The organism is Paraphotobacterium marinum (assembly GCF_002216855.1).
Lineage (GTDB): Bacteria > Pseudomonadota > Gammaproteobacteria > Enterobacterales > Vibrionaceae > Paraphotobacterium > Paraphotobacterium marinum.
This window is the reverse complement of the sequence record NZ_CP022356.1, coordinates 142,994-165,609: the sequence shown is the minus strand read 5'-3', so window position 1 is coordinate 165,609 and position 22,616 is coordinate 142,994. Positions and strand designations below refer to the sequence as shown.

The 22,616-nt window shown below is 29.4% G+C and carries 22 protein-coding genes and 1 pseudogene; 5 read left to right on the top strand and 18 right to left on the bottom strand.

Annotated features, from left to right (window positions below):
- Nucleotides 1-10: 10 nt before the first annotated feature.
- Entirely contained in the window at nucleotides 11-631 is a 621-nt protein-coding gene (locus tag CF386_RS07965) for a LysE family translocator (RefSeq protein WP_089073902.1), read from the bottom strand.
- A 229-nt stretch (nucleotides 632-860) separates the two neighbouring features.
- Here CF386_RS07965 and yghU point away from each other — a divergent pair, with 229 nt between their 5' ends.
- Entirely contained in the window at nucleotides 861-1,721 is an 861-nt protein-coding gene (gene yghU, locus CF386_RS07960; protein ID WP_089073901.1) for a glutathione-dependent disulfide-bond oxidoreductase, read from the top strand.
- A 72-nt stretch (nucleotides 1,722-1,793) separates the two neighbouring features.
- Here yghU and CF386_RS07955 read toward each other — a convergent pair whose 3' ends face one another.
- From CF386_RS07955 to rarD, 4 genes are all read right to left on the bottom strand, one after another.
- Nucleotides 1,794-4,931: an efflux RND transporter permease subunit gene (locus CF386_RS07955; RefSeq protein ID WP_089073900.1), complete on the bottom strand. Its 3,138-nt coding sequence runs from the start codon at nucleotides 4,929-4,931 to the stop codon at nucleotides 1,794-1,796.
- Nucleotide 4,932: 1 nt separating this feature from the next.
- Complete coding sequence (locus CF386_RS07950; RefSeq protein WP_089073899.1) at nucleotides 4,933-5,280, bottom strand: copper-binding protein; 348 nt, start codon at nucleotides 5,278-5,280, stop codon at nucleotides 4,933-4,935.
- Between the two features lie 10 nt (nucleotides 5,281-5,290).
- Nucleotides 5,291-6,712, bottom strand: coding sequence for an efflux RND transporter periplasmic adaptor subunit (locus CF386_RS07945; protein ID WP_158522342.1), 1,422 nt, complete (start codon nucleotides 6,710-6,712; stop codon nucleotides 5,291-5,293).
- 258 nt (nucleotides 6,713-6,970) lie between these two features.
- Nucleotides 6,971-7,897, bottom strand: coding sequence for an EamA family transporter RarD (rarD, locus tag CF386_RS07940; RefSeq protein WP_089073897.1), 927 nt, complete (start codon nucleotides 7,895-7,897; stop codon nucleotides 6,971-6,973).
- A gap of 682 nt (nucleotides 7,898-8,579) precedes the next feature.
- Between rarD and CF386_RS07935 the strand changes: the two genes are divergently transcribed.
- Nucleotides 8,580-9,170, top strand: coding sequence for a porin family protein (locus CF386_RS07935; protein WP_089073896.1), 591 nt, complete (start codon nucleotides 8,580-8,582; stop codon nucleotides 9,168-9,170).
- A gap of 558 nt (nucleotides 9,171-9,728) precedes the next feature.
- On the opposite strand, the gene CF386_RS07930 is transcribed toward CF386_RS07935, so the two are convergent.
- The 9 genes from CF386_RS07930 to CF386_RS07895 all read right to left on the bottom strand — a co-directional run bounded on the left by CF386_RS07930 (nucleotide 9,729) and on the right by CF386_RS07895 (nucleotide 16,973).
- Nucleotides 9,729-10,154: an Hsp20 family protein gene (locus CF386_RS07930; RefSeq protein ID WP_089073895.1), complete on the bottom strand. Its 426-nt coding sequence runs from the start codon at nucleotides 10,152-10,154 to the stop codon at nucleotides 9,729-9,731.
- Between the two features lie 102 nt (nucleotides 10,155-10,256).
- Nucleotides 10,257-10,682: an Hsp20 family protein gene (locus CF386_RS07925; protein ID WP_089073894.1), complete on the bottom strand. Its 426-nt coding sequence runs from the start codon at nucleotides 10,680-10,682 to the stop codon at nucleotides 10,257-10,259.
- A gap of 390 nt (nucleotides 10,683-11,072) precedes the next feature.
- The gene (locus CF386_RS07920) at nucleotides 11,073-11,936 is read right to left on the bottom strand and encodes a Brp/Blh family beta-carotene 15,15'-dioxygenase (protein ID WP_158522341.1); all 864 of its coding nucleotides are present in this window, start codon (nucleotides 11,934-11,936) and stop codon (nucleotides 11,073-11,075) included.
- A 4-nt stretch (nucleotides 11,937-11,940) separates the two neighbouring features.
- Nucleotides 11,941-12,906 (bottom strand): lycopene cyclase family protein, encoded by a 966-nt coding sequence (locus CF386_RS07915; protein ID WP_089073892.1) that lies wholly within the window; start codon nucleotides 12,904-12,906, stop codon nucleotides 11,941-11,943.
- A 122-nt stretch (nucleotides 12,907-13,028) separates the two neighbouring features.
- Complete coding sequence (locus tag CF386_RS07910; protein WP_089073891.1) at nucleotides 13,029-13,892, bottom strand: phytoene/squalene synthase family protein; 864 nt, start codon at nucleotides 13,890-13,892, stop codon at nucleotides 13,029-13,031.
- Between the two features lie 3 nt (nucleotides 13,893-13,895).
- Nucleotides 13,896-14,972, bottom strand: a complete 1,077-nt coding sequence (gene crtI / locus CF386_RS07905; protein WP_225971812.1) for a phytoene desaturase family protein — start codon at nucleotides 14,970-14,972, stop codon at nucleotides 13,896-13,898.
- The gene (locus CF386_RS13110) at nucleotides 14,945-15,361 is read right to left on the bottom strand and encodes a phytoene desaturase family protein (RefSeq protein ID WP_225971782.1); all 417 of its coding nucleotides are present in this window, start codon (nucleotides 15,359-15,361) and stop codon (nucleotides 14,945-14,947) included. Before CF386_RS13110 ends, crtI begins: the two co-directional genes overlap by 28 nt.
- On the bottom strand, nucleotides 15,354-16,265 hold the full coding sequence (locus CF386_RS07900; RefSeq protein WP_089073890.1) for a polyprenyl synthetase family protein: 912 nt from the start codon (nucleotides 16,263-16,265) through the stop codon (nucleotides 15,354-15,356). The genes CF386_RS13110 and CF386_RS07900 overlap by 8 nt, the downstream gene beginning before the upstream one ends.
- Before the next feature lie 18 nt (nucleotides 16,266-16,283).
- The gene (locus CF386_RS07895) at nucleotides 16,284-16,973 is read right to left on the bottom strand and encodes a bacteriorhodopsin-like (protein ID WP_089073889.1); all 690 of its coding nucleotides are present in this window, start codon (nucleotides 16,971-16,973) and stop codon (nucleotides 16,284-16,286) included.
- Between the two features lie 279 nt (nucleotides 16,974-17,252).
- Here CF386_RS07895 and CF386_RS07890 point away from each other — a divergent pair, with 279 nt between their 5' ends.
- Both CF386_RS07890 and CF386_RS07885 read left to right on the top strand, forming a co-directional pair.
- A complete protein-coding gene (locus CF386_RS07890; RefSeq protein ID WP_145955030.1) occupies nucleotides 17,253-17,984 on the top strand; it encodes a polysaccharide biosynthesis protein in 732 nt (243 codons plus the stop codon).
- A gap of 23 nt (nucleotides 17,985-18,007) precedes the next feature.
- Complete coding sequence (locus CF386_RS07885) at nucleotides 18,008-18,517, top strand: lipopolysaccharide biosynthesis protein (protein ID WP_089073887.1); 510 nt, start codon at nucleotides 18,008-18,010, stop codon at nucleotides 18,515-18,517.
- 60 nt (nucleotides 18,518-18,577) lie between these two features.
- Here CF386_RS07885 and CF386_RS07880 read toward each other — a convergent pair whose 3' ends face one another.
- On the bottom strand, nucleotides 18,578-19,903 hold the full coding sequence (locus CF386_RS07880; protein WP_089073886.1) for an amidohydrolase family protein: 1,326 nt from the start codon (nucleotides 19,901-19,903) through the stop codon (nucleotides 18,578-18,580).
- Nucleotides 19,904-20,036: 133 nt separating this feature from the next.
- Between CF386_RS07880 and CF386_RS07875 the strand changes: the two genes are divergently transcribed.
- Entirely contained in the window at nucleotides 20,037-20,351 is a 315-nt protein-coding gene (locus tag CF386_RS07875) for an NGG1p interacting factor NIF3 (protein ID WP_089073885.1), read from the top strand.
- Here CF386_RS07875 and pnuC read toward each other — a convergent pair.
- The 3 genes and pseudogenes from pnuC to CF386_RS07855 all read right to left on the bottom strand — a co-directional run.
- A pseudogene (gene pnuC / locus CF386_RS07870) lies at nucleotides 20,335-20,949 on the bottom strand (nicotinamide riboside transporter PnuC); the annotation flags it as partial. The gene CF386_RS07875 and the pseudogene pnuC sit on opposite strands and share 17 nt — an antisense overlap.
- 178 nt (nucleotides 20,950-21,127) lie before the next feature.
- Nucleotides 21,128-21,484, bottom strand: a complete 357-nt coding sequence (locus tag CF386_RS13415; RefSeq protein ID WP_089073882.1) for an MATE family efflux transporter — start codon at nucleotides 21,482-21,484, stop codon at nucleotides 21,128-21,130.
- Nucleotides 21,454-22,485, bottom strand: a complete 1,032-nt coding sequence (locus CF386_RS07855) for an MATE family efflux transporter (RefSeq protein ID WP_089073881.1) — start codon at nucleotides 22,483-22,485, stop codon at nucleotides 21,454-21,456. The genes CF386_RS13415 and CF386_RS07855 overlap by 31 nt, the downstream gene beginning before the upstream one ends.
- Between the last annotated feature and the right edge of the window lie 131 nt (nucleotides 22,486-22,616).

The following is a 22,616-nucleotide window of genomic DNA, read 5'->3' as shown; positions in this document are numbered from 1 at the left end:
TTTAATTGCTTCACACGATAATGATCATCAAACCTACACAAGCAATCATGGCACCTGAAATCTTTTTAATATATTTTTCTTTATTATTCTTTTGAATATACGAACGTAACTTAGCCCCACTTAATATATAGAGACACATTACAGACCCTTCAATCAATAAACTTATAGATAATAGACTACTTGATTGAATCCATAAATTCTTTTTGTAGTCAATATAAGTAGGATATAAAGACATAAGGAGAAGCCAACCCTTTGGGTTATAAATTGCAGATAAGAAACCTTTTATAAATAGCCCCTTTCTGGTTGATTCATTGGTCGATTGGTCACCAAACATAGATTCTTCACTTGATGACATAAACATTTTTATTCCTACATATATCAAATAAAAGCTACCACCCCATTTTATAATGTTAAATAAAAAAGGGAAGTCAAGAATAATTATTGATACGCCTAAAATGGCCATTAATGATATCAAAAAAACACCGAGAAGCTCCCCATACATAAACCACGTTGTTCTCTTAAAGCCAAGAGAAACACCCAGGGATAAAGCTAATGTCATACATAATCCTGGTAGTAAAGATAAAAATAAAAAAACAGGTATGAATGCAAGAAGTGTTGATGTAGAAACCATTTAAAACCTTATGAACAATTATTGAATTTTTTGCTAAAAGAGACCTATTATATAAGAATTTAATCATGCTTAACATTTAAATTTCATGAAATTTAAAAATAAAAATTAATCACAAAATTAAAGACTTTAAATTGACATATACTCTGATACATTCAAACTAAATTAATTTTAAATAGTTTAGATATCCGTACTATATTTAATTTACACTTAATGAACTAAGGAATAGCAAATGACAAATACACCATATATTCCCCCCAAGATATGGGTAAATGAATCAAAGTCAGATAATCAATGGGCTAATATAAATAGACCAGAATCTGGTGCAAGATTTGATAGAGACTTACCCACAGGAGCTCATCCATTCCAACTTTATTCACTGGGAACACCTAATGGACAAAAAGTTACCATTATGTTTGAAGAGCTGTTAGCTCTTGGAATTAAAGAGGCCGAATATGATGCCTTTCTAATAAAAATAGGTGAATCCGATCAATTTTCGAGTGGATTTGTCAACATTAATCCAAACTCAAAAATTCCTGCGCTTGTGGACACAACTAATAACAACATTAATATCTTTGAATCTGCATCTATTTTAGTTTATCTTGCTGAAAAATTTGGACATTTTTTAGAAAAATCAGGTAACACAAGAATACAAACCTTTAATTGGCTTTTTTGGTCACAAGGTGCTGCACCTTTCTTAGGTGGCGGTTTTGGACATTTTTTTTCATATGCTGATGAAAAATTGGAATATCCAATCAATCGCTTTACCATGGAAGCTAAAAGACAGCTTGATCTTCTGGACAAACACTTAGAAAAAAACAAATATATAAATGGTGATAGTTATTCTATTGCAGATATGGCTATTTGGCCTTGGTATGGAAACCTCGTTCTCGGTCGACTATATGACGGTTCATCGGAGTTTTTGCAGGTAAAAAACTATACAAACTTAGTTAAGTGGGCCCAAATGATTGAAAAGCGTCCTGCAGTGCAAAGGGGTAGAATCGTAAATAGAACCTTTGGAAATGAGTGGGAACAGTTACCCGAAAGACATTCATCTACCGATATCGACAAAGTTCTTGCTCAAAAACCGTAAATGATACTACATAAAATATAGCCTTCACTCTAATTCCAATTAGGAATAATTAGAATGAAGACTATACTATTTTTAATTACTAATATCTAAATCATTATTTTGCTTTGATTTTTCTTTTTTTCTCAGTTGCCAGCAATTTATTTCCATATATAGTGCAGGAATGAGGATTAAAGCTAAAATCATAGCACTAACCATACCACCAACCATTGGGGCCGCAATTCTCTGCATCACCTCTGAACCAACACCACTTAAAAATAATATAGGCATCAATCCAATTACTACAGATCCAACCGTCATGACAATAGGTCTAATTCTCATAAGTGCACCAAGCTTGATTGCTTCTTTTGTGAGTTTGATGTTTTGTTCTTTTACCCTTTTAAGCTCTTGATTAATATAAACAATCATTAACACCCCAATTTCAACTGATACCCCTGCTAATGCAATAAAACCTACACCGATTGCAATTGAAAAATTGTAATTAAGTAAATAAATTAGCCAGAGACCACCTATAATCGATAAGGGCAAAGATAAAACTATCAATAAAATATCTTTCATATTTCTAAAACTTAGATAAAGCAACAAAATAATAATCATTAAGGTCACTGGGATTACAATTTTTAACTGAGCAGTCGCTCTTTCCAAATACTCATACTGCCCTGAAAAATTTAAGAATGTCCCAACGGGTAAAGAAAGATTGTTATCTAGCTTTCTTTTAGCCATATCAATATATGTTCCTATATCACCCTTAACATCGACTAATACTAATCCCATATATCGACCATTTTCAGTTTTTATAATAGGAGGACCATTTTTTATGGTTATGCTCGCTAATTCTTTTAACTGTACTCGAGTTCCAAAAGCATTAACAAAAGACAAGTTTTTGATATCAATAAGGCTTGCGCGCTCGGATTGTGGAATTCTAATATTTATTGGGTATCGCTCTCTTCCCTCAATAGTCTCTGAAACATTTTTTCCACCAATTAATGTTTCAATGATGTCTTGTATTTCAGAAATTGAAAATCCTAAATCCGCAGCTTTTTTTCTGTTGATATTAACATCTATATATTTCCCACTATCTGTTTTTTCAGAGTAAACAGATGAAGTTTCTGGAATATTTTTTAATAATAATTGTATCTCTTTTCCCACTGATTCTATTTCATCAAGGTTCGAGCTAAAAATCTTAATACCTAATGGAGTTTTAATGCCAGTGCTTAACATATCTATTCTGGTTCTGATGGGCATAACCCAAGCATTTGTAACTCCTGGTATTTGAACAACTTTGTCAAGTTCCATCCTAATTTTCTTTAGTGTCATCCCTGCTCGCCACTCTGATCGAGGTTTAAACTGGATGATTGTTTCAATCATGGTTAATGGTGCAGGATCTGTCGCCGTATCTGCTCGACCAATTTTACCAAATACTGTTGAAACCTCAGGTATCGATTTAATAAGTCGATCTGATTGTTGTAATATTTGATGAGCTTTTCCGATAGATACACCAGGTGATAGGGTCGGCATATACATCAAATCACCTTCATCAATATCTGGTATAAATTCATAACCCAATTTATTCATTGGATATAAACCAGTTAGAAGAACAACCAAACACAAAAGTATTGTTTTTTTTGTATTGTTCAAAACAAAGCTTAGAATTGGATTATAGATATTAACTAAAAACCTATTGATTGGATTTTTATTTTCAGAGATAATTTTACCTCGGATTAAATATCCCATTAAAACTGGAACTAATGTAATGGCTAAACCAGCTGAAGCCGCCATTGCATATGTTTTGGTAAACGCAAGAGGTGAAAATAATTTACCTTCTTGTGCCTGTAAAGTAAAAACCGGTAAAAAGCTAAACGTCATGATGAGTAACGAAAAAAATATTGGGCCACCTACCTCACTTGAAGCTTTTGCCAAAACTTGCCATCGATTTATCTGTTTATTTTTTTGTATTTCTAGGTGTCTATGATAATTATCAATCATTACAATAGCCGCATCGACCATTGCACCAATAGCTATTGCTATACCTCCTAAAGACATGATATTGGCATTAATACCTTGTGCTTTCATAAGCATAAATGATATTAATATTCCAACAGGTAAACTTATTAAAATAACAAACGATGAACGAATGTGAAATAAAAAGAGAAAACAAACCAATACCACAATAATAAATTCTTCAATTAACTTTAATTTTAAATTATCTATCGTATCCATTATCAAAGAAGATCTATCATATGTCGTAATAATTTCGACTCCTTTAGGTAAACTTTTTTTAATTTCTTCTAATTTATTTTTTATGTTTTTTATTGTTGCTAAAGCATTTTTACCCTCTCTCATGACCACCACTGCGCCAACAGAATCTCCTTCGCCATTGAGATCAGCAACCCCCCTTCTCATTTCAGGACCCAAACTAACAGTTGCAATATCTTTTAATAAAATAGCTTTACCGCTTGAATTTAAAATGATTGGGATATTTTCTATATCCTTTTTATTTTCAAGATAACCATTGGTACGAATCATATATTCATATTCAGCCATTTCTAAAACAGAACCACCTACTTCATTATTTGAATCTTGAATGGCTGTAATTATATCTTTTACCCTCAATGAGTATGCCTTTAATTTATTTATGTTTATAGTAATTTGATATTGTTTAACCATCCCTCCTATAGTGGCCACCTCTGAAACATTAGGGATGGTTTGAAGTTCATATTTTAAAAACCAATTTTGTAAACTGGTTAATTGAGATAGATCATATTGATTTGTTTTATCAATCAAAGCATACTGATAAATCCAACCCACACCGGTTGAATCAGGCCCTAATTGACTTTTAGCATTACTTGGTAATTCACTTGATATTTGAGACAGGGCTTCTAAGACTCTTGACCTAGCCCAGTATTGATCTACTCCCTCATCAAATAAAATATATATATATGAATCACCAAAAAAAGAAAAGCCTCTCACAGTTTTAGCTCCGGGAACTTTCAGCATGGCATTAGATAGTGGATAAGTGATTTGATTTTCCACTACTTGAGGAGCTTGACCTGGAAAAGAGGTTTTTACAATGACCTGAGTATCGGATAAATCAGGAATCGCATCAACATTTGATGTTAATGTAGAATATAAACCAAGCAGTGTAATTAAAAACGAAATGATTAAAACAATTAATCTGTTTTTAATAGACCAATATATAATACTCTTGATCATTTTATTTCTTTATAGGATGTTCTCTTAAAGCTGTAATAATATATTCATCATTTTTTTCATAAAACATGAATTTAATAAAATCACCAACTTTAATATCTTTAAGTTCACTTAAACTAATTTGCTCAGAAATTTTAAAAACCATCTCCATTTCTGGCCATGACAACTCTTTAATAGGCTCATGTTTAATCAACATTTCTCTTTGATTGATTGATTTAACGATGCCACTGGCTTTATATTCTTTATGTGGCATTGAGCCATCTTGTTCATGAAGCTCAGGGCTATGAGCATATGACATAGTAGATAAAGGAAACAAAATTAAAAATAAAAAATAATTAAAAAATTTAAGCATAATGTTCGTCCTATTTTAAAAGTGTAATTTTATCAATAGTGTAGCCATTTGATGTTTTGTAAAAACTAAAGTTAATATCATCTCCTTTTTTAAATTGTTCTAGTTTTGAAATATTGCTTAAATAAAACCTCATGGTCATTGGCGGCCAATTTAGCGACTTAATTGCTTCATGGCGAATAACCAAAAAACCTTTTTCTTTATTGATATTCTTAATAACGCCGACTGTTTCAGTGACTTGCTTTTGTTCCACTTTTTTTTCTGATGAGAGTCTTTTCAAACTTGCGGTTAGGTCAGATGCAGAATCAATTAAAAAAAGAGATGATGTCACAACTTTATCCTTTTTATTTAAACCTTTTAATACTTCGATATATTTTGAATTTTCATCCCCTAATAAAACTTCTTTTGGAATAAATTGATTTTTTTCTTTAACAAAAACATAATTCACATTTTCTAATCGAATTACAGAGGATAAAGGAATTGTTAAGCTTTTCATTTTCTTTTGACTTATAATCTTTACATCTAAAAGAAAATTAGGTTTTAAAACATAATTTGGATTATTAAGAACAACCCGAGCAATGGTCGTCCTTTTTATTGGATCTGAATAAGGAGAAATAAAACTTATATTTCCATCAAACTTTTGATTCGTATAAACATCCGTTGCTTGTACTCTATTGCCTAAGGATATATATTTCAAATCAAAAGGTAATATTTCAATATTTAACCAGACAGATTCTAAGTTTGTGATTGTCATGAGGTTGTCCTGTGGCGTAATAAACATACCCTCTTCCGCTTTTAATTCAGTAATAAAACCCTTTAATGGCGATCTAATCTCAATGAGTTTTTCAACTTTTTTAGTAGACTTAATCCTATTAATTTGCTCTTTTGAAAATCCTAGTGCACTTAGCTTTGCTTGAGTTTGTTCAACATACTTTTTAGTCTTAATGGCATAAACAAGTTCTTGCTGCGCCTCATTTAATTTTGGTGAATATAAATAACCAATAATCTGATTCTTACTCACAGATTGGCCTAGCTCTGTAATCATGAGTTTTTCAATCCAACCATCTTCATAAGAGTGGATGTGCTTAACTAAGTTTTCGTTACTGCTTATTTCTCCTAGACCACTCACTTCAATATTCAGCTTTCTATATTCAGCCAATTCAGTTTGTACACCAATATTTTGCTGAACTTGTGATGATACAGATATGCCTTCTTGAGTATTTTCTTTATATACGGGAACAAGATCCATTCCCATTGGAGACTTACCTGGTTTATCTCGTTTGTAATTAGGATCCATTGGAGCAACCCAATATATTGGTTTTTTATTTGATGAAGAAGCTGACTTTTTGTCAAAAGAGTCAAAATTATTTGTTATATATATTCCCAAAAAAACACCAATAACAATAAGTAATATGGTTTTAACTATTTTTTTCATCATTTATCAAAAAATTAAAGACACACTAAAAATTTAGCAAATAATTTATAACAAATGTAAAAAAATAATGAGATATGTGCGGCACAGATTTAAATATAATTAAATTTATTGATATGTTTTACAATAAATAAAACAACCATAGTTTATTTGGTTGTTTTTGGTTTTTTTTATAAATTTATGGATATTTAACGTTTAATGTTTATCCAAATAAGTAAAGCTGAGGCTTGAGTTATCTTACAAGAACAGTTTGTTTTAGGGCTATTGTTGGTTACAAGGCTTACAAGAAACACTCATCAATTGGTGTGCTTTTCTTAATCTCCATATTGAATCAAAGGAAATCACAGCCAAAGCAGCCCAAATCAAAGAAAAGGTTATGAATTGATCATAGTTAAAAGACTCATGAAATAAAAATATACCAGTAAAAAAAGATATGGTTGGGTTAATGTATTGGAAAAAGCCAATAGTTGAAAGATTTAATTTAGTTGTAGCTCTATTAAAAAATATTAGAGGTAATGTAGTCATAACTCCTGAAAGAACAATGAACACATTTAAGATGATAGAGTTATGGATCATAGTTGCTGATGGTTGTGAGTCAACAAATAACAAATAACCGAAAGTTAGGGGGAATAATAGGATATTTTCAAACAACAAACCAGCTTGTGAATCAATAGTAGATTGTTTTTTAAGAAGAGCATAAAATCCAAAGCTAACCGTTAATATAATCGCAACCCATGGAACCGATCCTAATTTAAGCACTTGATATAAAACAGCCAAAATCACTGTAGTAACAGCTATGATTTGAAATTTATTTAATCTCTCTTTTAAAAAAAACATGCTCAAAAATATAAAAAATATGGGGTTTATAAAATACCCTAAACTTGCATCTAATACATGATTGTTTTTTATAGCCCATATATACGTAAACCAATTCACAAAAATTAAAATGGAAGTAATAGATAAAAATTTTATATTTTCTTTGTTGTAAATAATTGATTTAATAGTATTAATTTTTTTTGACATTAATATAATTACTAACAAAAAAAACAAAGACCACACCACTCTAAATGAGACTATTTCGAAAGTGGGTAAATGTTCTAAAAATTTATAAAAAAGTGGTCCTAATCCCCATAAAGTATATGCTAGAGAAATATTTATAACGCCTATTGTTGTGTTATTGAGTTTCATTTTTTTTCCTTGGATGTATATTAATTAAACCAAATATTAATTTTAAATCTCAATATTAACTAAACATTTTTATATTTTTCTTTACTATTTATAGATGTTGGAAAAAAATCCAAAAGCTAGATTTTATAGTAAAAACCATGTCTATTTGCGAGTGAGTTACATCCCTTTACTATCCATGCTACTTATGAGCATATAGAGCATGCACACTAAGTATATTCTGTGTGCTTTTTATCTAAATAAAAAATGTTAATGATTAATTCAGATTTATGGGGTTAATCATAAAAATATTTTTTAAATAAGTTAAGCTAAAAAAACTAATGAAACATTAGATAATCTAATTTATTTTTTTCGTTTTCTTTACTTTTTTATATACAGTTTTTGAGATTCTAAATGTTAATTTTTATAGTTCAAATCAAAACAACAATTACTACTTATTTTTTAATAATTGAGCTTTATTTGTCTTTTTAAATGATTTAGGTCTTTATCCATTCAAAGGTTTATTTGTCCCTAATAATAAAATTCGTCCCAGAATTGTATCAATATATGTATTTTATATAAATTATCGTGCTTAATATCACATTATGATTTTTTTTATTAACTATCTCGTCAATCATGTAACTGTTGTTAAATTTAGAAAATAATCACAACAATTTTAAAATGACTATTATGAAAAGGCAGATTTATGAAAAAAATATTATTATTTACAGCGTTAATGACATGTATGGTTGGAACAGCTTCTGCAAAATTAGCAGGCCTTTATGTGGGCGGTAATTTTGGTTATTCCTTCACAGATGGTGAAAAAGTTAAAAATAAAAGTGGATTGAATCACGACATTTATTTAGGTTACAAGTTTCCCTTATCAGATACTTTATCACTAGGACCAGAAATTGGTTTTGGTAAACTTTTCTATTCACCAAAAGGTCAGATCGATTCAAATTCTAGTGTTAAATACAAAACAAATTTTTATGTACCCGTAGTTGCGAGATTACAATGGCAAATGAATGAGAGTTTATATTTATTTGGTAAAGTAGGATTGGCATATGTCAGTCAAAATGTAGATGTGACATCACCAATCGCATCCAATAATCTAAATGAATCCCTCAAAAAATGGAATACAACCGAATCTATTGGTCTCGGTTATAACATAACAAACGGATTATCTACTGAAATTTCTTATACAAATGTTGATGGAGAAGAGTTTAGAAAAAATATAAATGACCATAAAACAATGAAGTTTGATACTTGGAACATAGGTTTAAATTATACCTTTTAAACTATAATATTTACAAAGGAGCTATTAGTTATTTATTTTTATAAAGTTTCAAATTGAATCATGTCGTTATAAAAATTTTCCGATTATTGCAATTGAATCTACGGGAAAAATGAATTAAGAAGAAAAAGATACCTACTGCTATTACTACTACTTTATCAAACGTGGTTGTTATCATAGCAGTAAAAACTGGAAGTTAAAATCTATATGGTTAACTGTAAAAAACTGGAATAAATCATTTGTTTAATTATATTTCTATTTTTTAAAAAATTAAAATGAAATTTTAGGAAAAGTTACACTCTGTATAAGTGTTAGAATTTTTTTCATTTTTCCTTGTTTATTTATATTCATTTTTTTGAAGCCCTCATTTTGAGTTTTTTTATGGATAAATATAGTGAAGTATTTTTTTGGATTTAATAAGTATGCTTGATAAAAAGAGAAATGCAACTAAGCTTGATTCTGCGCACGTTTCAAGATGATATACAAGGTATTTATCGACAGAAAATTTTACGCCATAAAATCATATAAAATAAAGCCAGATTTCTCTGGCTAACTGTATCTTTATTTGGAATCTAAAGCCTGATTGTTAATTGAAATTTGCATAGGCTTTTCTGTTTCTGGTAATTCACGATGTAACTCGATATTCAACAAGCCGTCTTTCATATCTGCAGAAATAACATTAACGTAGTCTGCTAATGAAAAATCAAGTGAAAAGTCACGCTCTGATATACCGCGATGCATATAATTGGTTTCTTTTTGCTCTTTTGAAGACTTACCTGATACCGTTAGTGTGTTTTTGTCTTTTGTGATTGTTAAATCACTTTCATTCCAACCAGCTAAAGCGAGTGAAATAGAATAGTCATCGTCACTTTTTTTAACAATGTTATAAGGTAAAGAGCTAGATTTTTGACTGTTCAACGCTGAATTTAAAAAGTTATCAAATCCTACAGATGAACGAAAGTAAGGGTTTACATTAAAGTTTCTCATATTTTATTATCCTTCTATGAAGCAATATTTTAAATTTTATAACCTGCTTTGCAGCGTTATTTCTTGGGCACGCCCTTTTCAGAGCGTAGACTTTATCGAGTTTTATTTTGACTCGATAGCCTGATTGTTAATTGAAATTTGCATAGGCTTTTCTGCTTCTGGTAATTCACGATGTAACTCGATATTCAACAAGCCGTCTTTCATATCTGCAGAAATAACATTAACGTAGTCTGCTAATGAAAAATCAAGTGAAAAGTCACGCTCTGATATACCGCGATGCATATAATTGGTTTCTTTTTGCTCTTTTGAAGACTTACCTGATACCGTTAGTGTGTTTTTGTCTTTTGTGATTGTTAAATCACTTTCATTCCAACCAGCTAAAGCGAGTGAAATAGAATAGTCATCGTCACTTTTTTTAACAATGTTATAAGGTAAAGAGCTAGATTTTTGACTGTTCAACGCTGAATTTAAAAAGTTATCAAATCCTACAGATGAACGAAAGTAAGGGTTTACATTAAAGTTTCTCATATTTTATTATCCTTCTATGAAGCAATATTTTAAATTATTTATGTCCTGCTGAGCAGCAACATACTTTCAAGCTAACAAATAATGTGATGCATGTCAACTTTTTTTTAACTTAGCTTGTCACTATTTTATATATTGGGTTTTATTTATTTATTTCAAGCGCTTCACTCAATTTTTATAAAAAAATTAATGTAATACTCTTTCTATTCAAACAACTTAATGGCATTTGGTTATTGTAAAACTCTTGTTTTATCATGAACTAAGGTTTAAGAATTTAGTATACAATAACTAATATTTTTTATAAAAAAGATCAAATTGTAATTGTTATAAAATAGAAAAGAAGTATGAGGCATTTAATCATTTATATAGGGTTACTTTTAAAAAAGTAATCAATTATTGTTTGTTATCAATTATTATTCTATCACTAATCATAATAACTATAAAATGTGGCATGGTAAAAGCTGATAAAATAAAAATTGAAATTTTCATGATATTTAGAACATTGAAATCTTTTATATCTAAATTCATGACTAAAAAAATCATCAGTAAGTATGTTGTTAATATTAAAAAAAACAGCAAAAATCTAAATTTTTTTAACATTACTAATAAGTGTGAGATATTTTTTTTATAGTGACCTATACTGTGGAAAGTACAAAAATAAACTAAAAAACCCCAAAAAATACCCAAACAGTAAAATGATGCGAAAAGTAAAAAAAAATCTAACAAATAATGTTTATTCGTTATATATCCAATATAAAGGCTCAAACAAATCCAAAAGAAACCAAGTTCTTTTAAATAAATGAAATGAACATTTATTAGAGATACAATAAAATCACTGACTTCATTAGGATATAACACACAAGGTAAAAAAAAGATTGAGCCTCCTAAAATAAATTGGTTGATGAAACAATAATACTTGCCATTATAATGCAGCCAATCCATTCCAAAGTGCTGAAAAGATATCATTAAGAAGAAAATTAATGTAAAAATGGGATTAATAAACCAGAATGAAAAGAAAATTAAAATTGCTAAAATATAAATACCTATGAAGATGAGCAATTTGCTTTTAGATTTAATTTTCCCTCTAAAAAATATAAGAGGATCTAAAATGCCATGAGGAAGACCAACCAACAACAATAAACCTAATGAAATTAGTAGTAATCCCGTGTTAGATGATTCTTTAAAGATCATAAAAATGAATAATATAAAGGAAAAACTTATATATTTTAAACTCAATAAACATTTTAATTTATCCATCATATTATCTTTTAATAAGGCTGTAACCGACTTTGAAACAATCTAATAATGAGAGCTGATCGGACATGAGTCTATAAAATATTTTGTAATTCATGTTTTTTGCCAATTTATAAAAAACCACATCTCTATTATTATTTATCGACTTAAGGTAATGAAGAAACATAGTATCCATAAAATTAGATGTTTTCGAGTATTTAATCTGTTTTAATTCATTACTTTTTTCAAACAAATACGCAAACTCCTTGGCCCACGTCTGTATTTTTATAAAACCATAGCCACTTGATGCTCTTAACACACCACCTATTTCATGAGAATATTTATCCTTTTTTTTAAATTGTCCCATAGGCAATATACCTTGTTCTTCTCTCAAAATCTCTTTTATGACTATATTCTCCTTCTTACAAATATCTATTATTCGTTTTTTAAAATAAGCTATATTAAATTCCTTAATTTTTGAAAAAATAGTTGGTTCAATTAAAATATGTTTATCAGAAAAAGGTAATATATAATCAAATGCTACCCCATCTTTAATTGAACATAAGTTCGTCATTAATCTAACTTGATTACTTTGTGATAATGGATTTTTCAAAATAACATCAACTCCATAAAATATTTGATAAAAGAACGGGTTATATGATGATGGGTTTGATCTTAAATCGACCACTTTTTTTGACAAAAAAGAATCTGATTTCGAGTTAATTTTAAATAAATGGTTTTTTTGTTCTATTGAAGTTATATCTTGATTTAATTTGATCGTAAAATTTGGATGTGAAAAACATCTTTGTGAATACTTATAATAATTTAACGAAGAAAGAGAGCAATAGATTAAATTATTTTCATAATCATGCGTAACAATATCTTTTTCATTTAAACTAAATTGACAGTATTTCCATTTATAATCAGCAAAATTAGCCCAATAACTATTTTTTGGTGCCCAATAGCTCCAAATTTTATCAAATTGATACGCTATCCTTTTCTCTAAGACTAAAACTTTTTTTTGGAATTTAACTCATATAATGCATTTGCAAGAGCTAAGCCAGAACAGCCACCGCCAATAATAACAAGGTTATAAACTTCCATAATCTAACCAGCTCATTTTAATATTTTTTTCGAACAAAGGTTAAGAGAAGAATGAGTTGAATGGTTTTTTTTAATCTTATTAAAATAAAAAATTAATGTTTTCAACAAGCACGTAGTTTTTTTAGTTCGTCCAACATATGCTCGTTTTTTAAAATTTTGATTCTGTAAAATTTCATTTCCAATTTGTTGATAACATTTAGCTGCAAACAAAAAAGAAAATCTTACTTTAGAAGGTAAATAACGAAGACCATTATAACCACTCGTGTAAAACTCATCCGCAATGAGTAATAATTTTTTTTGAATTTGATATATTTGATTACTTTTAGAATTAAACTTTCTAATAACCTCAGTAGATAAAGAATTATCCCAATCTTTTGGAATATAAATTCTGTTTAAAATAGCATCTTCATATATATCTCTACTGATATTGGTTAATTGAAGACCAATCCCTAAGTCAACTGCATGTTTCCACGCCTGTTTATGATTAACATTAAATATACTACAAATAAGTATACCAACGGTTCCTGCAACTTGATAACAATAATTAAATAAATCATTTTCAGTTTCAAAATGGTTGCATTTTTGATCAAAAAGCATTCCTTTAAATAAATCTTCCAAAATTATTTCAGGTAAAGCTAAACCCTTGTAATGAATGAATGATCCTTGTTTTAAACTCCATAGGTATTTTTTAAGTTGGTATATTTCATTTTGATCATTTTTAGGATTATCCGCAATATCATCAATTAAACGACATAAACTATACAATGTATAGGCCTTATTGGCATCATTTTTCCCCATCAATAAGGAAGCCGCATAAAAAGTTTTACCATGAAATGCTGTAATTTTTCTAAAATAATTATAGGATGTTTTACTCATATTTTATAAATACTTATTTATTAAAAGAGACTCAATTACTTTAGCGGAAGATAAAACACCAGGCAGACCTGCTCCAGGGTGAGTTCCAGCCCCTACGAATGATAAGTTATCGATTCCTTCTCCTTTATTGTGATAACGAAACCAAGCTGATTGATAAAAAAGTGGGGCAATAGAAAATCCTGTTCCAGATGGCGAACAATAATCATCCTTAAAATCTTGAGGCGTCTTCCAAAAGATGGTTTTAATATGTTCAGATAGATTAGGCATAATCGTTTCTGAAAGGCGTTTAATGACAAGATCTTTAAGTTCAACACCTTTTCTTTTCCAGTTATAATTAGCATCGAGATTCGGAACAGGAACCAAGGCATAAAAACTATCACAACCTTCAGGTGCCATGCTTTTATCAGTAGCTGTTGGACGGTGTAAATAAATTGAAATTTCTTCAGATAATTTTTTATGTTTAAAGATTTGTTCTAGTAATTTCTTATAGTGTTTTCCTAAAATAATTGTATGATGCTCGATATTCTCATAAACTTTTTGAGTCCCAAAATATAAAACGAAAAGGCCCATAGATTTTTTATAAAACTTCCTTCTTAAATTAACTTTAATGGTGTTCTTTTTTACAAATTGACTATAAAAGTATTCAGGATCTGTGTTTGAAATAAGATGATCACATTTGATTACACCTTTATTAGTTTGAATACTACTAATCTTGTTTTTCTCAAAAATAATCTTTTCAAGTTTTGTATCTGTATAAATTTTTATTCCCTCTTCCTTCATCAGTTTTATTAGTGCCGATACAAGTTTACCCATACCACCTCGAGCAAAATGAATACCATCTTTAAACTCTAAAAAATGAATCAAAGAATAAATACTTGTTGTGTTAAATGGATTGCCACCAACGAGTAAAGGTTGAATGGAAAAAGCTTGTCTTAATTTGTCATGTTCCATATGAGAAGACACCAAAGAAAAGACAGAACGATAACTCTTTAACTTAATCATGGTTGGTATAAGCTTAAACATTTCAAAAAAAGAATGAAATGGACGATGTGCTAATTGACTAAAACCGACTTTAAATATTTTTTTGATTCATCCAATAAATTTTTATAATTGAGGGCATCATGAGCTGAAATTTTAGAAATTTCATTTTGGATATCCTCTAAGGTGCCGCCGTAGTTAAACTTGGATAAGTCGTTAAAAATGAATTGATACCAAACATCAAGACTAATTAAATCAATATAATCACTTCTTTTTTTATCAAATAATAAAAACAACTCATCAAATAATTGTGGGGCAGTAATAACAGTAGGACCTGCATCAAATACAAATCCATCCTTTTTAAAAACCTGGGCTCTTCCACCCAGACTCTTAAGCTTTTCAACAATAGTGACATTAAACCCAAGTGATCTTGCCCTTAACGCTGCTGCAATCCCACCAAATCCACTACCTACCACAACAATTTCATTCATATAATTTGTGTTTTATATCTTTTTTTAAATAATCGATTAACTCTAAAATAGGTATTGATAAAATTTTATCGACAAAACTTAAATAAAATTGAGAAACAAATAATAAATGTTCTATTTCTGCATGAACTTTTTTTATACTAAGTTGAGTACTTTCTTGTTCAGAATATTTATTTTGCTTACAGAGATTATCACTTAGTAAATTAACAATATTCAAATCACCTTTTCGTTTATCAACAATTTGATCTTGAATATCGTCAAAAAGCTGATATGAGATTGCAAAGTTCTTCAATGCCTTCAAAGCAAACTTATGATCAAAGTTATTTTTATAAAGACAAGGTAGTTCAGCAGACAACAAAAATAATGGAACGGATTTTTCAAAAGCAATTTGCATGTAATTTTCAATTGAACCAATAGATTTGTTCTGAATATCAGCTGTTTGTCCTTTAATTGATTGTAAGACTCGATGATTCATTTTTTGAATCAAAATATGAACTTTACTAGACTCAATCTGCGCTATTAATGCAAAGCTAGCGGAAATTAGAGCGTCGCCTACACACATTGCTTGATTTTGGTCGAGTTTCAACCATAATGTAGGCTTGTTTCTTCTAGTTACACTTTCATCTTGGATATCATCATGAATTAAAGAAGCGTTATGAAGTGACTCAATAGCTGCTGCAATTAAAAGAGAGTCTTTATCATTTATTTCCAAATTTTTCGCTATTTTAAAACATAAATGCGCTCTCTTCAGACTTCCAACAGATCGGAAATGGTACTCAATTGCTGAAAGAACCTGCTCCCCTGCAGCATTACAATTATCTAATAAATGCTCTATAAATAATTTATCAAAATCATAAATGCCTAGTGTTGATGATTTTTTTTTGTGAGAAGCAAGATTGCGCATCATTAAAACCCCAAACTCAGCTTAAATCTTATTTTCTGAGTCACTGACTGCTGCAGACCATATGACTACACCAAATGCAATTTTATTTACAAAATCGGCTAAATTGTAAATAAGATTTAAAGCAGCAGAGTCCACACCGCCAACTAAATACCCAAAAATATAACCTATAGGGTAAATGGCCCAACCAATGGTTACGATCCATTTCAATCCGCAGAAAGCAAATTGTGATGCTTTATTACCACTTTCTTTATTTATTTGGCTAGCTTCTCCAATAAAGATTTCATATAAAATATAAAGCCAACCTAACATACCAATAATAAAGCCAAGTAGTACATTTATTGAACCAACCTCTCCCAAGTATCCACCCAATAGCATCACAATACTCGCTACAAGTAGTTTCCAAAAAAGTCTAGTGGGAACAACTGTTATTGCAGCTAAAATTAGGAAAAATTCAATTATTTGTAATGGTACGGTTAAAAACCAATCTACATATCGAAATACAGTAGGACTTTGTCCTGTTTCAACCCAAACACCCCTCATATAAAAATAATGTAAACAAGCAATACCTGTTACCATTGCAGCAACTGATAAAGAGGTTTTCCACTTGCCTATGACCCGATCTCTTTCTACAAAAAAGAAAAAAGTTGAAGCTAGCATTGCTGCAGAAATTAGCCAGAAAGTTAGGCCAACATAATCTTCTGGATTTAACATGATTTAGTCCTTATTTTTCAATATTAATTCTTTTTACAACTAAAAAGATAGAAAAAAAAAAATTAAGCACAAAAAAAAATTATGAATATATTTCTAATAACATGATCCAAAACAAAAAAATGAGTGATTGTATAAAGTAGCAAATATCTACAGCGCATTAGTTAGTAAAAAAAATTAACCAGAAAAAACTTAAAAGAAACTTTCATTAAATTTTTTTTTATATACAAATAACAAAAAAAAAATTAAAATTTTGAAATTGTCAATTATATGGTTTTTGTTTTGGTTAACTTTAAAAATACTACTTTCAAAAATTCCATCTATACGATCATCATCCAATCATTCATTGAATTAATTTTATTTTGTAATAATATTCTTTTTGCTAGATTTTTAAGTATCAAGATGTATGGCCAATACCAATACGGAGTTTCTGTAGCCACTATAATTGGATTAGTTGCTACTTTGGGAGCTGGTGGTGGTTTATTATCTAAATATTGGGGACAATCAGATTATTTTGGCTTCAAAAAAAAACAAAGAACATTTTTTGTCTATAATTGGTTTTGGAATAAAGGGGTAGTTTTTTTATCTTTGTTTTCTTTTTGTCTTTTTTTACTCTACTTTTACTTCCAATTTATTTCATTTATTACTTTTTACACTTTATTGCTTTCTTTCGCTTTCTTCCAAATTAATTTGTTAGTTGCTTTTTTTATTGCTCAAAAAAAAGTTATTTTTGGCAATGCGCTTCAACTTATTTTTCAACTCTTAATTTTCATTTGGATTGGTATTATTAAACTAATAGATATAAAAAACGCAAATATTATTTTTTGTGGGCTAGTTTTACTCTTAATAGCTTATTCTTTTTTAATACATTGTACTCAACTAAAAAAATATGGATTAAAAAAAATCACACCTTCAAAAGACAATATTTCATTTGTATTACTTCAATGGGGAGGGATCATTTGTGCTTATGCTGATCTTATTTTATTAAAATATTTTCTTCTGATTCGCATATAGCTCTTTACTCAGTAGCACTCCAAATGAGCACAGTCATATCATTTGCTCTTGGCGCCATTAATTTAAATATCAGATCCCAAGTTGCTGAAGACTACCACCAGCTTAATCGACAACAATTCCAACAAAAAATAAAAGAATATACAACAACTATTGCTACTATATCATCTGTTTTAATTGTAATAATTATTCCTCTTAGTTATTTCATTTTCCCTTTATACGGACATGAATATCAAAGCTCCTATTCAATATTTTTAATTTTAATGATCGGTCAAATTGTAAATGTATTTTCGGGCAGTGTTGGATTAATTCTTTCAATGTCAGGATATGCAAAAATTCCAGCGAGAACCTTCTATCTAGCTTTTTGTATTAATATCGTATTAAGTCTTTCTCTAATACATAATCTAGATTCACATGGAGTGGCAATTGGTGTTGCTGTATCTCAAGCAATTTGGAACCTTATTTTACTCTATTATGTAATTAAAATCTTAAAGATTAACCCTACGGTATTCACTTTTTTGAACAAATATACCTAAATAATATCCAACAATTAGGTATATTTTATGATGTGAGCATTAATGAAATATAACTTTTGTCTATTTTTGATTTATAGAGTCTATAATTTTTTTCTGCCACAATTGTGTTTGAGCTCTGATTTGTTCTTCATTGAGCGTAAGGACATTTCTATCTTTCATGATTCTTTTTCCATGTACCCAAGAATCTGTTATTTGATTCCGTGTAGATGCAAAAATAACTTGAGAGGCAATATTATAAATAGGCTCACAATCTAATGAGTCCATATTTATTGCAATGAAATCTGCTTTTTTGCCTATTTCTAAACTTCCAATCTCATCTTCTAATTTGAGTGCTTTGGCTCCATTAATCGTTAACATTTCTAAAGCTTCAAAGACATTCAAAGATTTCGGTCCAAATTGTAACTTTGCTAAAAACGAAGCTGACTTGGATTCTCCAAGCATATCTAAGTCATTATTACTAGCGGCTCCGTCTGTACCTAAAGAAACGTTAATATTATATTTATTTGCAAGTTCCCAATTAAAAGCACCACTTGATAATTTCATATTGGACTCTGGGCAGTGCGCTATAGAAACATTGTTTTGTGATAACATTTCTGCTTCAGCTTCTGTCATTTGAGTCATATGCACTGCAATAAAATTATTGTGAAGCCATTTTTTTTCATGAAAATAAGCTACCGGGCTTTTTCCTTTATCTTTTATAAAATCATCCACTTCCTTTTTTGTTTCATGAAGATGTATATGAACAGGTATATCATGTTTTTGGGATAAGCTCGTAACTTTATCCATGATTTCATCATCAGTTGTGTAAGGTGCATGGGGTCCTAAACAAGGATAAATATATGGGTTAGACTTATAATCATTTATCAATTTATTACTTTGTTCAAAATATGTTTCCACATCATCAATCCATGGAAGTGGAAAACTAAAAATGCAATGTGAAATTCTTGCTCTGACTCCAGCTTTTATAACAGCCTTTGAAACGGCTTCAGAAAAAAAATAATGATCATTCACACAAGTAACACCTGATTGAATTGATTCAAATAATGCTAAAGTGGTTCCATCTTCAACCATTTTATGTGATAAAGTAGCACTTTCCGCAGGCCAAATGTAATTTTGTAGCCAATCCTCTAGTTCTAAATCATCAGCCATTCCCTTGAATAGATTCATAGCCAAATGGGTATGAGTATTAATAAGTCCAGGCATCAATACATGTGTTTCAAATTCCTCGAGTTCAATCCCTGAATACTTATTCATTGCTATATCTCTGGGTAAAAGATCAATAATACAATCGTTATCTATAATTAATGTATAATTTTCTAAGATCGTTTTTGCAGGGATGATAGGTATGATCCACCTCGCTGTTATAGCTTGGATATTTGAAAACATTCAACAATTCCTTATTAAAATTTTTAAGGTTAATTTTATCTTCGTGTATGATTTTAATCAAATTATTATTGATAGGTTAAAGAATTAATACCTCAGTTAGCCTACACTTTAAAAATACAAAATGGTGATTTTCATGTATGCTCTAAATTTATTTATACCAGTATCCCACATTGATGTTGTTAAAAAAGCTATTTTTAAAGCCGGTGCTGGGAAATACAATGCTTATGAACAATGTTGTTGGCAAACTCTAGGCCATGGGCAGTTTTATAGTTCTAATTTTAGCAGTCCATTTATTGGTAAAAAAAATGAAGTGACTCAAGTTGAAGAGTATTTTCTTCAAACGATTTGTACAGATGATAAACTTAGGGAAGTTTTATCAGCATATATCAATAATCACCCATACGAAGAACCAGCTTTTTATTATTGGCAGATCAACTCTTTTTATTAAGTTTTGATTTTCTATTCCAATCATAAAACCCAAATAAACAAATCATAATCAAAACCACATTCTCAAAAATCATTGCACCTAATCCTGTCTTCACAAAAAAGAGAAGATAAAGTATATCTATGACAATCCACAAAACCCATGATTCTATTTTTTTATAATTTTGTAAAAACATAGCAACTATAGATAAAATAAAAATAAGTGAATGAGTAACTGGGCTTCGTACAAAAGTATAGCTTTCTTTGTGAGCTAATAAATCTCTAATCGTTGTATTATTGATATTAGCGATTATATTATTTACAAAAATAATAAAACTTTCATAACCAAAATACAAAATTATAACTGAAATAAGACAAATTAATATAACATAAATTTTTTGACGAAAAGAAAGCCATGTAAAATTATCAGGGTTTTTATCTAAATGTGTCCATTTTATAAAACCGTGAAATTGTAATACCAGAATAATAGTTGTTAGAGTTGCTTCATAATATACATCTAGTTCAATAAACATAAGGATCGAACTAAGGCATAAAAAATACCAAAAAAATAGTTTGATCTTCTTCCTAAGCTCAACAAAAACATATTTATAAATGTCAAAGCCAACTGAAAAAAACCTATATAAGTTAAGTGAAAATACTTGTAATTGAAAATTTTATTTTCGACTGATAAATAATATGCCAAATTATGCAAAACTTTCACCTAATTTAAATCCAAAAATTTATTCTACTTATTTTTTATCAAAATTAAAATTAAATTCTGAAAATATATTGACTATTTTTTTAAATAAGAGCTTCGGTTTCCTGTTTATGACATAATTTCAAGTTAACAGTTGATTTATGATAATTTAAATATAAAAGTATTGAAGTTACCAGTAGACCAAGACATATTCCTGACCATACACCTACCACTCCAAAAAAAGTCATTAAAGCATAGGAAACGGGTATACCTATTAGCCAATACCCAATCATTGTTATAAACGTAGGAATTTTAACTATTTTCATACTTCTTAAGATACTAATAATTGAAATTTGCCAAGCATCTGCAACTAGGGTTAGACCCATTACAACTAAAATAACCTGGAAACTATCTAAAAATTCTTGAGTTCTTATTGTTGACGAAATATCAAATATATCCAATAGTAAGTTTGGGTTAAGGTTAAAAATAAAGCAAATAGACCACTTGAGATAGTAACCATTAAAATTGTTTTTTTGGTAACATTTGAAATTTCATTGATGTTATTTTGTCCATAGTTTCTTCCTGAAATAATTGCACTGGCTTGGGCTAAACCATACGAAACATTATAAGAAAAATTTAAACACTGCAATAAAATTTGTTGTGTAGCAAGAGCTGCGACACCTAATACCCCCACAAAAAATGTTCCAGATGCAATCAATCCATATTCTAAAACTGTTGCTATAGCTATGGGCAGACCAATATAAAGAATAGGCTTCATCGAACTGATTTTATATTCATCAAGATTTTTTAATAAAGAAAATTTTGTAAACTCATTTTGTCTGAAAAGCCAAAACCCATATCCTATCATACCCGTAAAGTTTGCAACCGTAGTACCCCAACCCACGCCAGAAATCCCCATTTTTAAATAAAATGCAAAAACATAAGTTAAAGGGATATTTAGCATTACCGTAACGAGAGACAAGATCATTATAGATTTTACTTTTCCATAAGAGCCACTTAAAGCTCTAAGAACAAAAATCATTAGAGATGGAAAAATAGACCATTTTAGTGCGCTTAAATATTCGTTAGCTAAAATAACAACATCTCTTTTTTGACCAAATTGAATCATTAAGTTGGGTATATAAATAAAGATTACCATTAAAAAGAAAGTAAAAATTAGTGTTAATAAAATACTGCCTTTTAAGTGCATTGAAATTTCTTTTTCAGCTTTTTTTCTATCTAAAGCTAATTTACCATAACTAATTGAAATTAGATTTGCAGAACAGCCTATAATTGATGCAGCAATGATGAAAATGATTGAGAAAACCTGCGCTCCTAAACCTCCAGCTGCCATTTCATTGATACCAATCCGAGAAAACATCCAGATATCAGTAAATAACATCAACTGTTGAATGAGCTGTGATAATATTAAAGGAATCGCTAATGGTAAAATTTTTTTCATGATCAACCTCTCAAAAGAAGCTTGAATTGTAATATTTTTTAGATGAATATCAATTGATAATTTCTCCCTTTAACATTACCAAATGGAATAGTTAATTTTCTTGTAATTTAATATATTTACATTATTATGTA

Coding starts and splice junctions, on each gene's coding strand:
- CF386_RS07965 (WP_089073902.1), bottom strand. CDS start 631: ATGGTTTCTACATCAACACTTCTTGCATTCATACCTGTTTTTTTATTT.
- yghU (WP_089073901.1), top strand. CDS start 861: ATGACAAATACACCATATATTCCCCCCAAGATATGGGTAAATGAATCA.
- CF386_RS07955 (WP_089073900.1), bottom strand. CDS start 4,931: ATGATCAAGAGTATTATATATTGGTCTATTAAAAACAGATTAATTGTT.
- CF386_RS07950 (WP_089073899.1), bottom strand. CDS start 5,280: ATGCTTAAATTTTTTAATTATTTTTTATTTTTAATTTTGTTTCCTTTA.
- CF386_RS07945 (WP_158522342.1), bottom strand. CDS start 6,712: ATGAAAAAAATAGTTAAAACCATATTACTTATTGTTATTGGTGTTTTT.
- rarD (WP_089073897.1), bottom strand. CDS start 7,897: ATGAAACTCAATAACACAACAATAGGCGTTATAAATATTTCTCTAGCA.
- CF386_RS07935 (WP_089073896.1), top strand. CDS start 8,580: ATGAAAAAAATATTATTATTTACAGCGTTAATGACATGTATGGTTGGA.
- CF386_RS07930 (WP_089073895.1), bottom strand. CDS start 10,154: ATGAGAAACTTTAATGTAAACCCTTACTTTCGTTCATCTGTAGGATTT.
- CF386_RS07925 (WP_089073894.1), bottom strand. CDS start 10,682: ATGAGAAACTTTAATGTAAACCCTTACTTTCGTTCATCTGTAGGATTT.
- CF386_RS07920 (WP_158522341.1), bottom strand. CDS start 11,936: ATGGATAAATTAAAATGTTTATTGAGTTTAAAATATATAAGTTTTTCC.
- CF386_RS07910 (WP_089073891.1), bottom strand. CDS start 13,892: ATGAGTAAAACATCCTATAATTATTTTAGAAAAATTACAGCATTTCAT.
- CF386_RS13110 (WP_225971782.1), bottom strand. CDS start 15,361: ATGAATGAAATTGTTGTGGTAGGTAGTGGATTTGGTGGGATTGCAGCA.
- CF386_RS07900 (WP_089073890.1), bottom strand. CDS start 16,265: ATGATGCGCAATCTTGCTTCTCACAAAAAAAAATCATCAACACTAGGC.
- CF386_RS07895 (WP_089073889.1), bottom strand. CDS start 16,973: ATGTTAAATCCAGAAGATTATGTTGGCCTAACTTTCTGGCTAATTTCT.
- CF386_RS07885 (WP_089073887.1), top strand. CDS start 18,008: ATGAGCACAGTCATATCATTTGCTCTTGGCGCCATTAATTTAAATATC.
- CF386_RS07880 (WP_089073886.1), bottom strand. CDS start 19,903: ATGTTTTCAAATATCCAAGCTATAACAGCGAGGTGGATCATACCTATC.
- CF386_RS07875 (WP_089073885.1), top strand. CDS start 20,037: ATGTATGCTCTAAATTTATTTATACCAGTATCCCACATTGATGTTGTT.
- CF386_RS07855 (WP_089073881.1), bottom strand. CDS start 22,485: ATGAAAAAAATTTTACCATTAGCGATTCCTTTAATATTATCACAGCTC.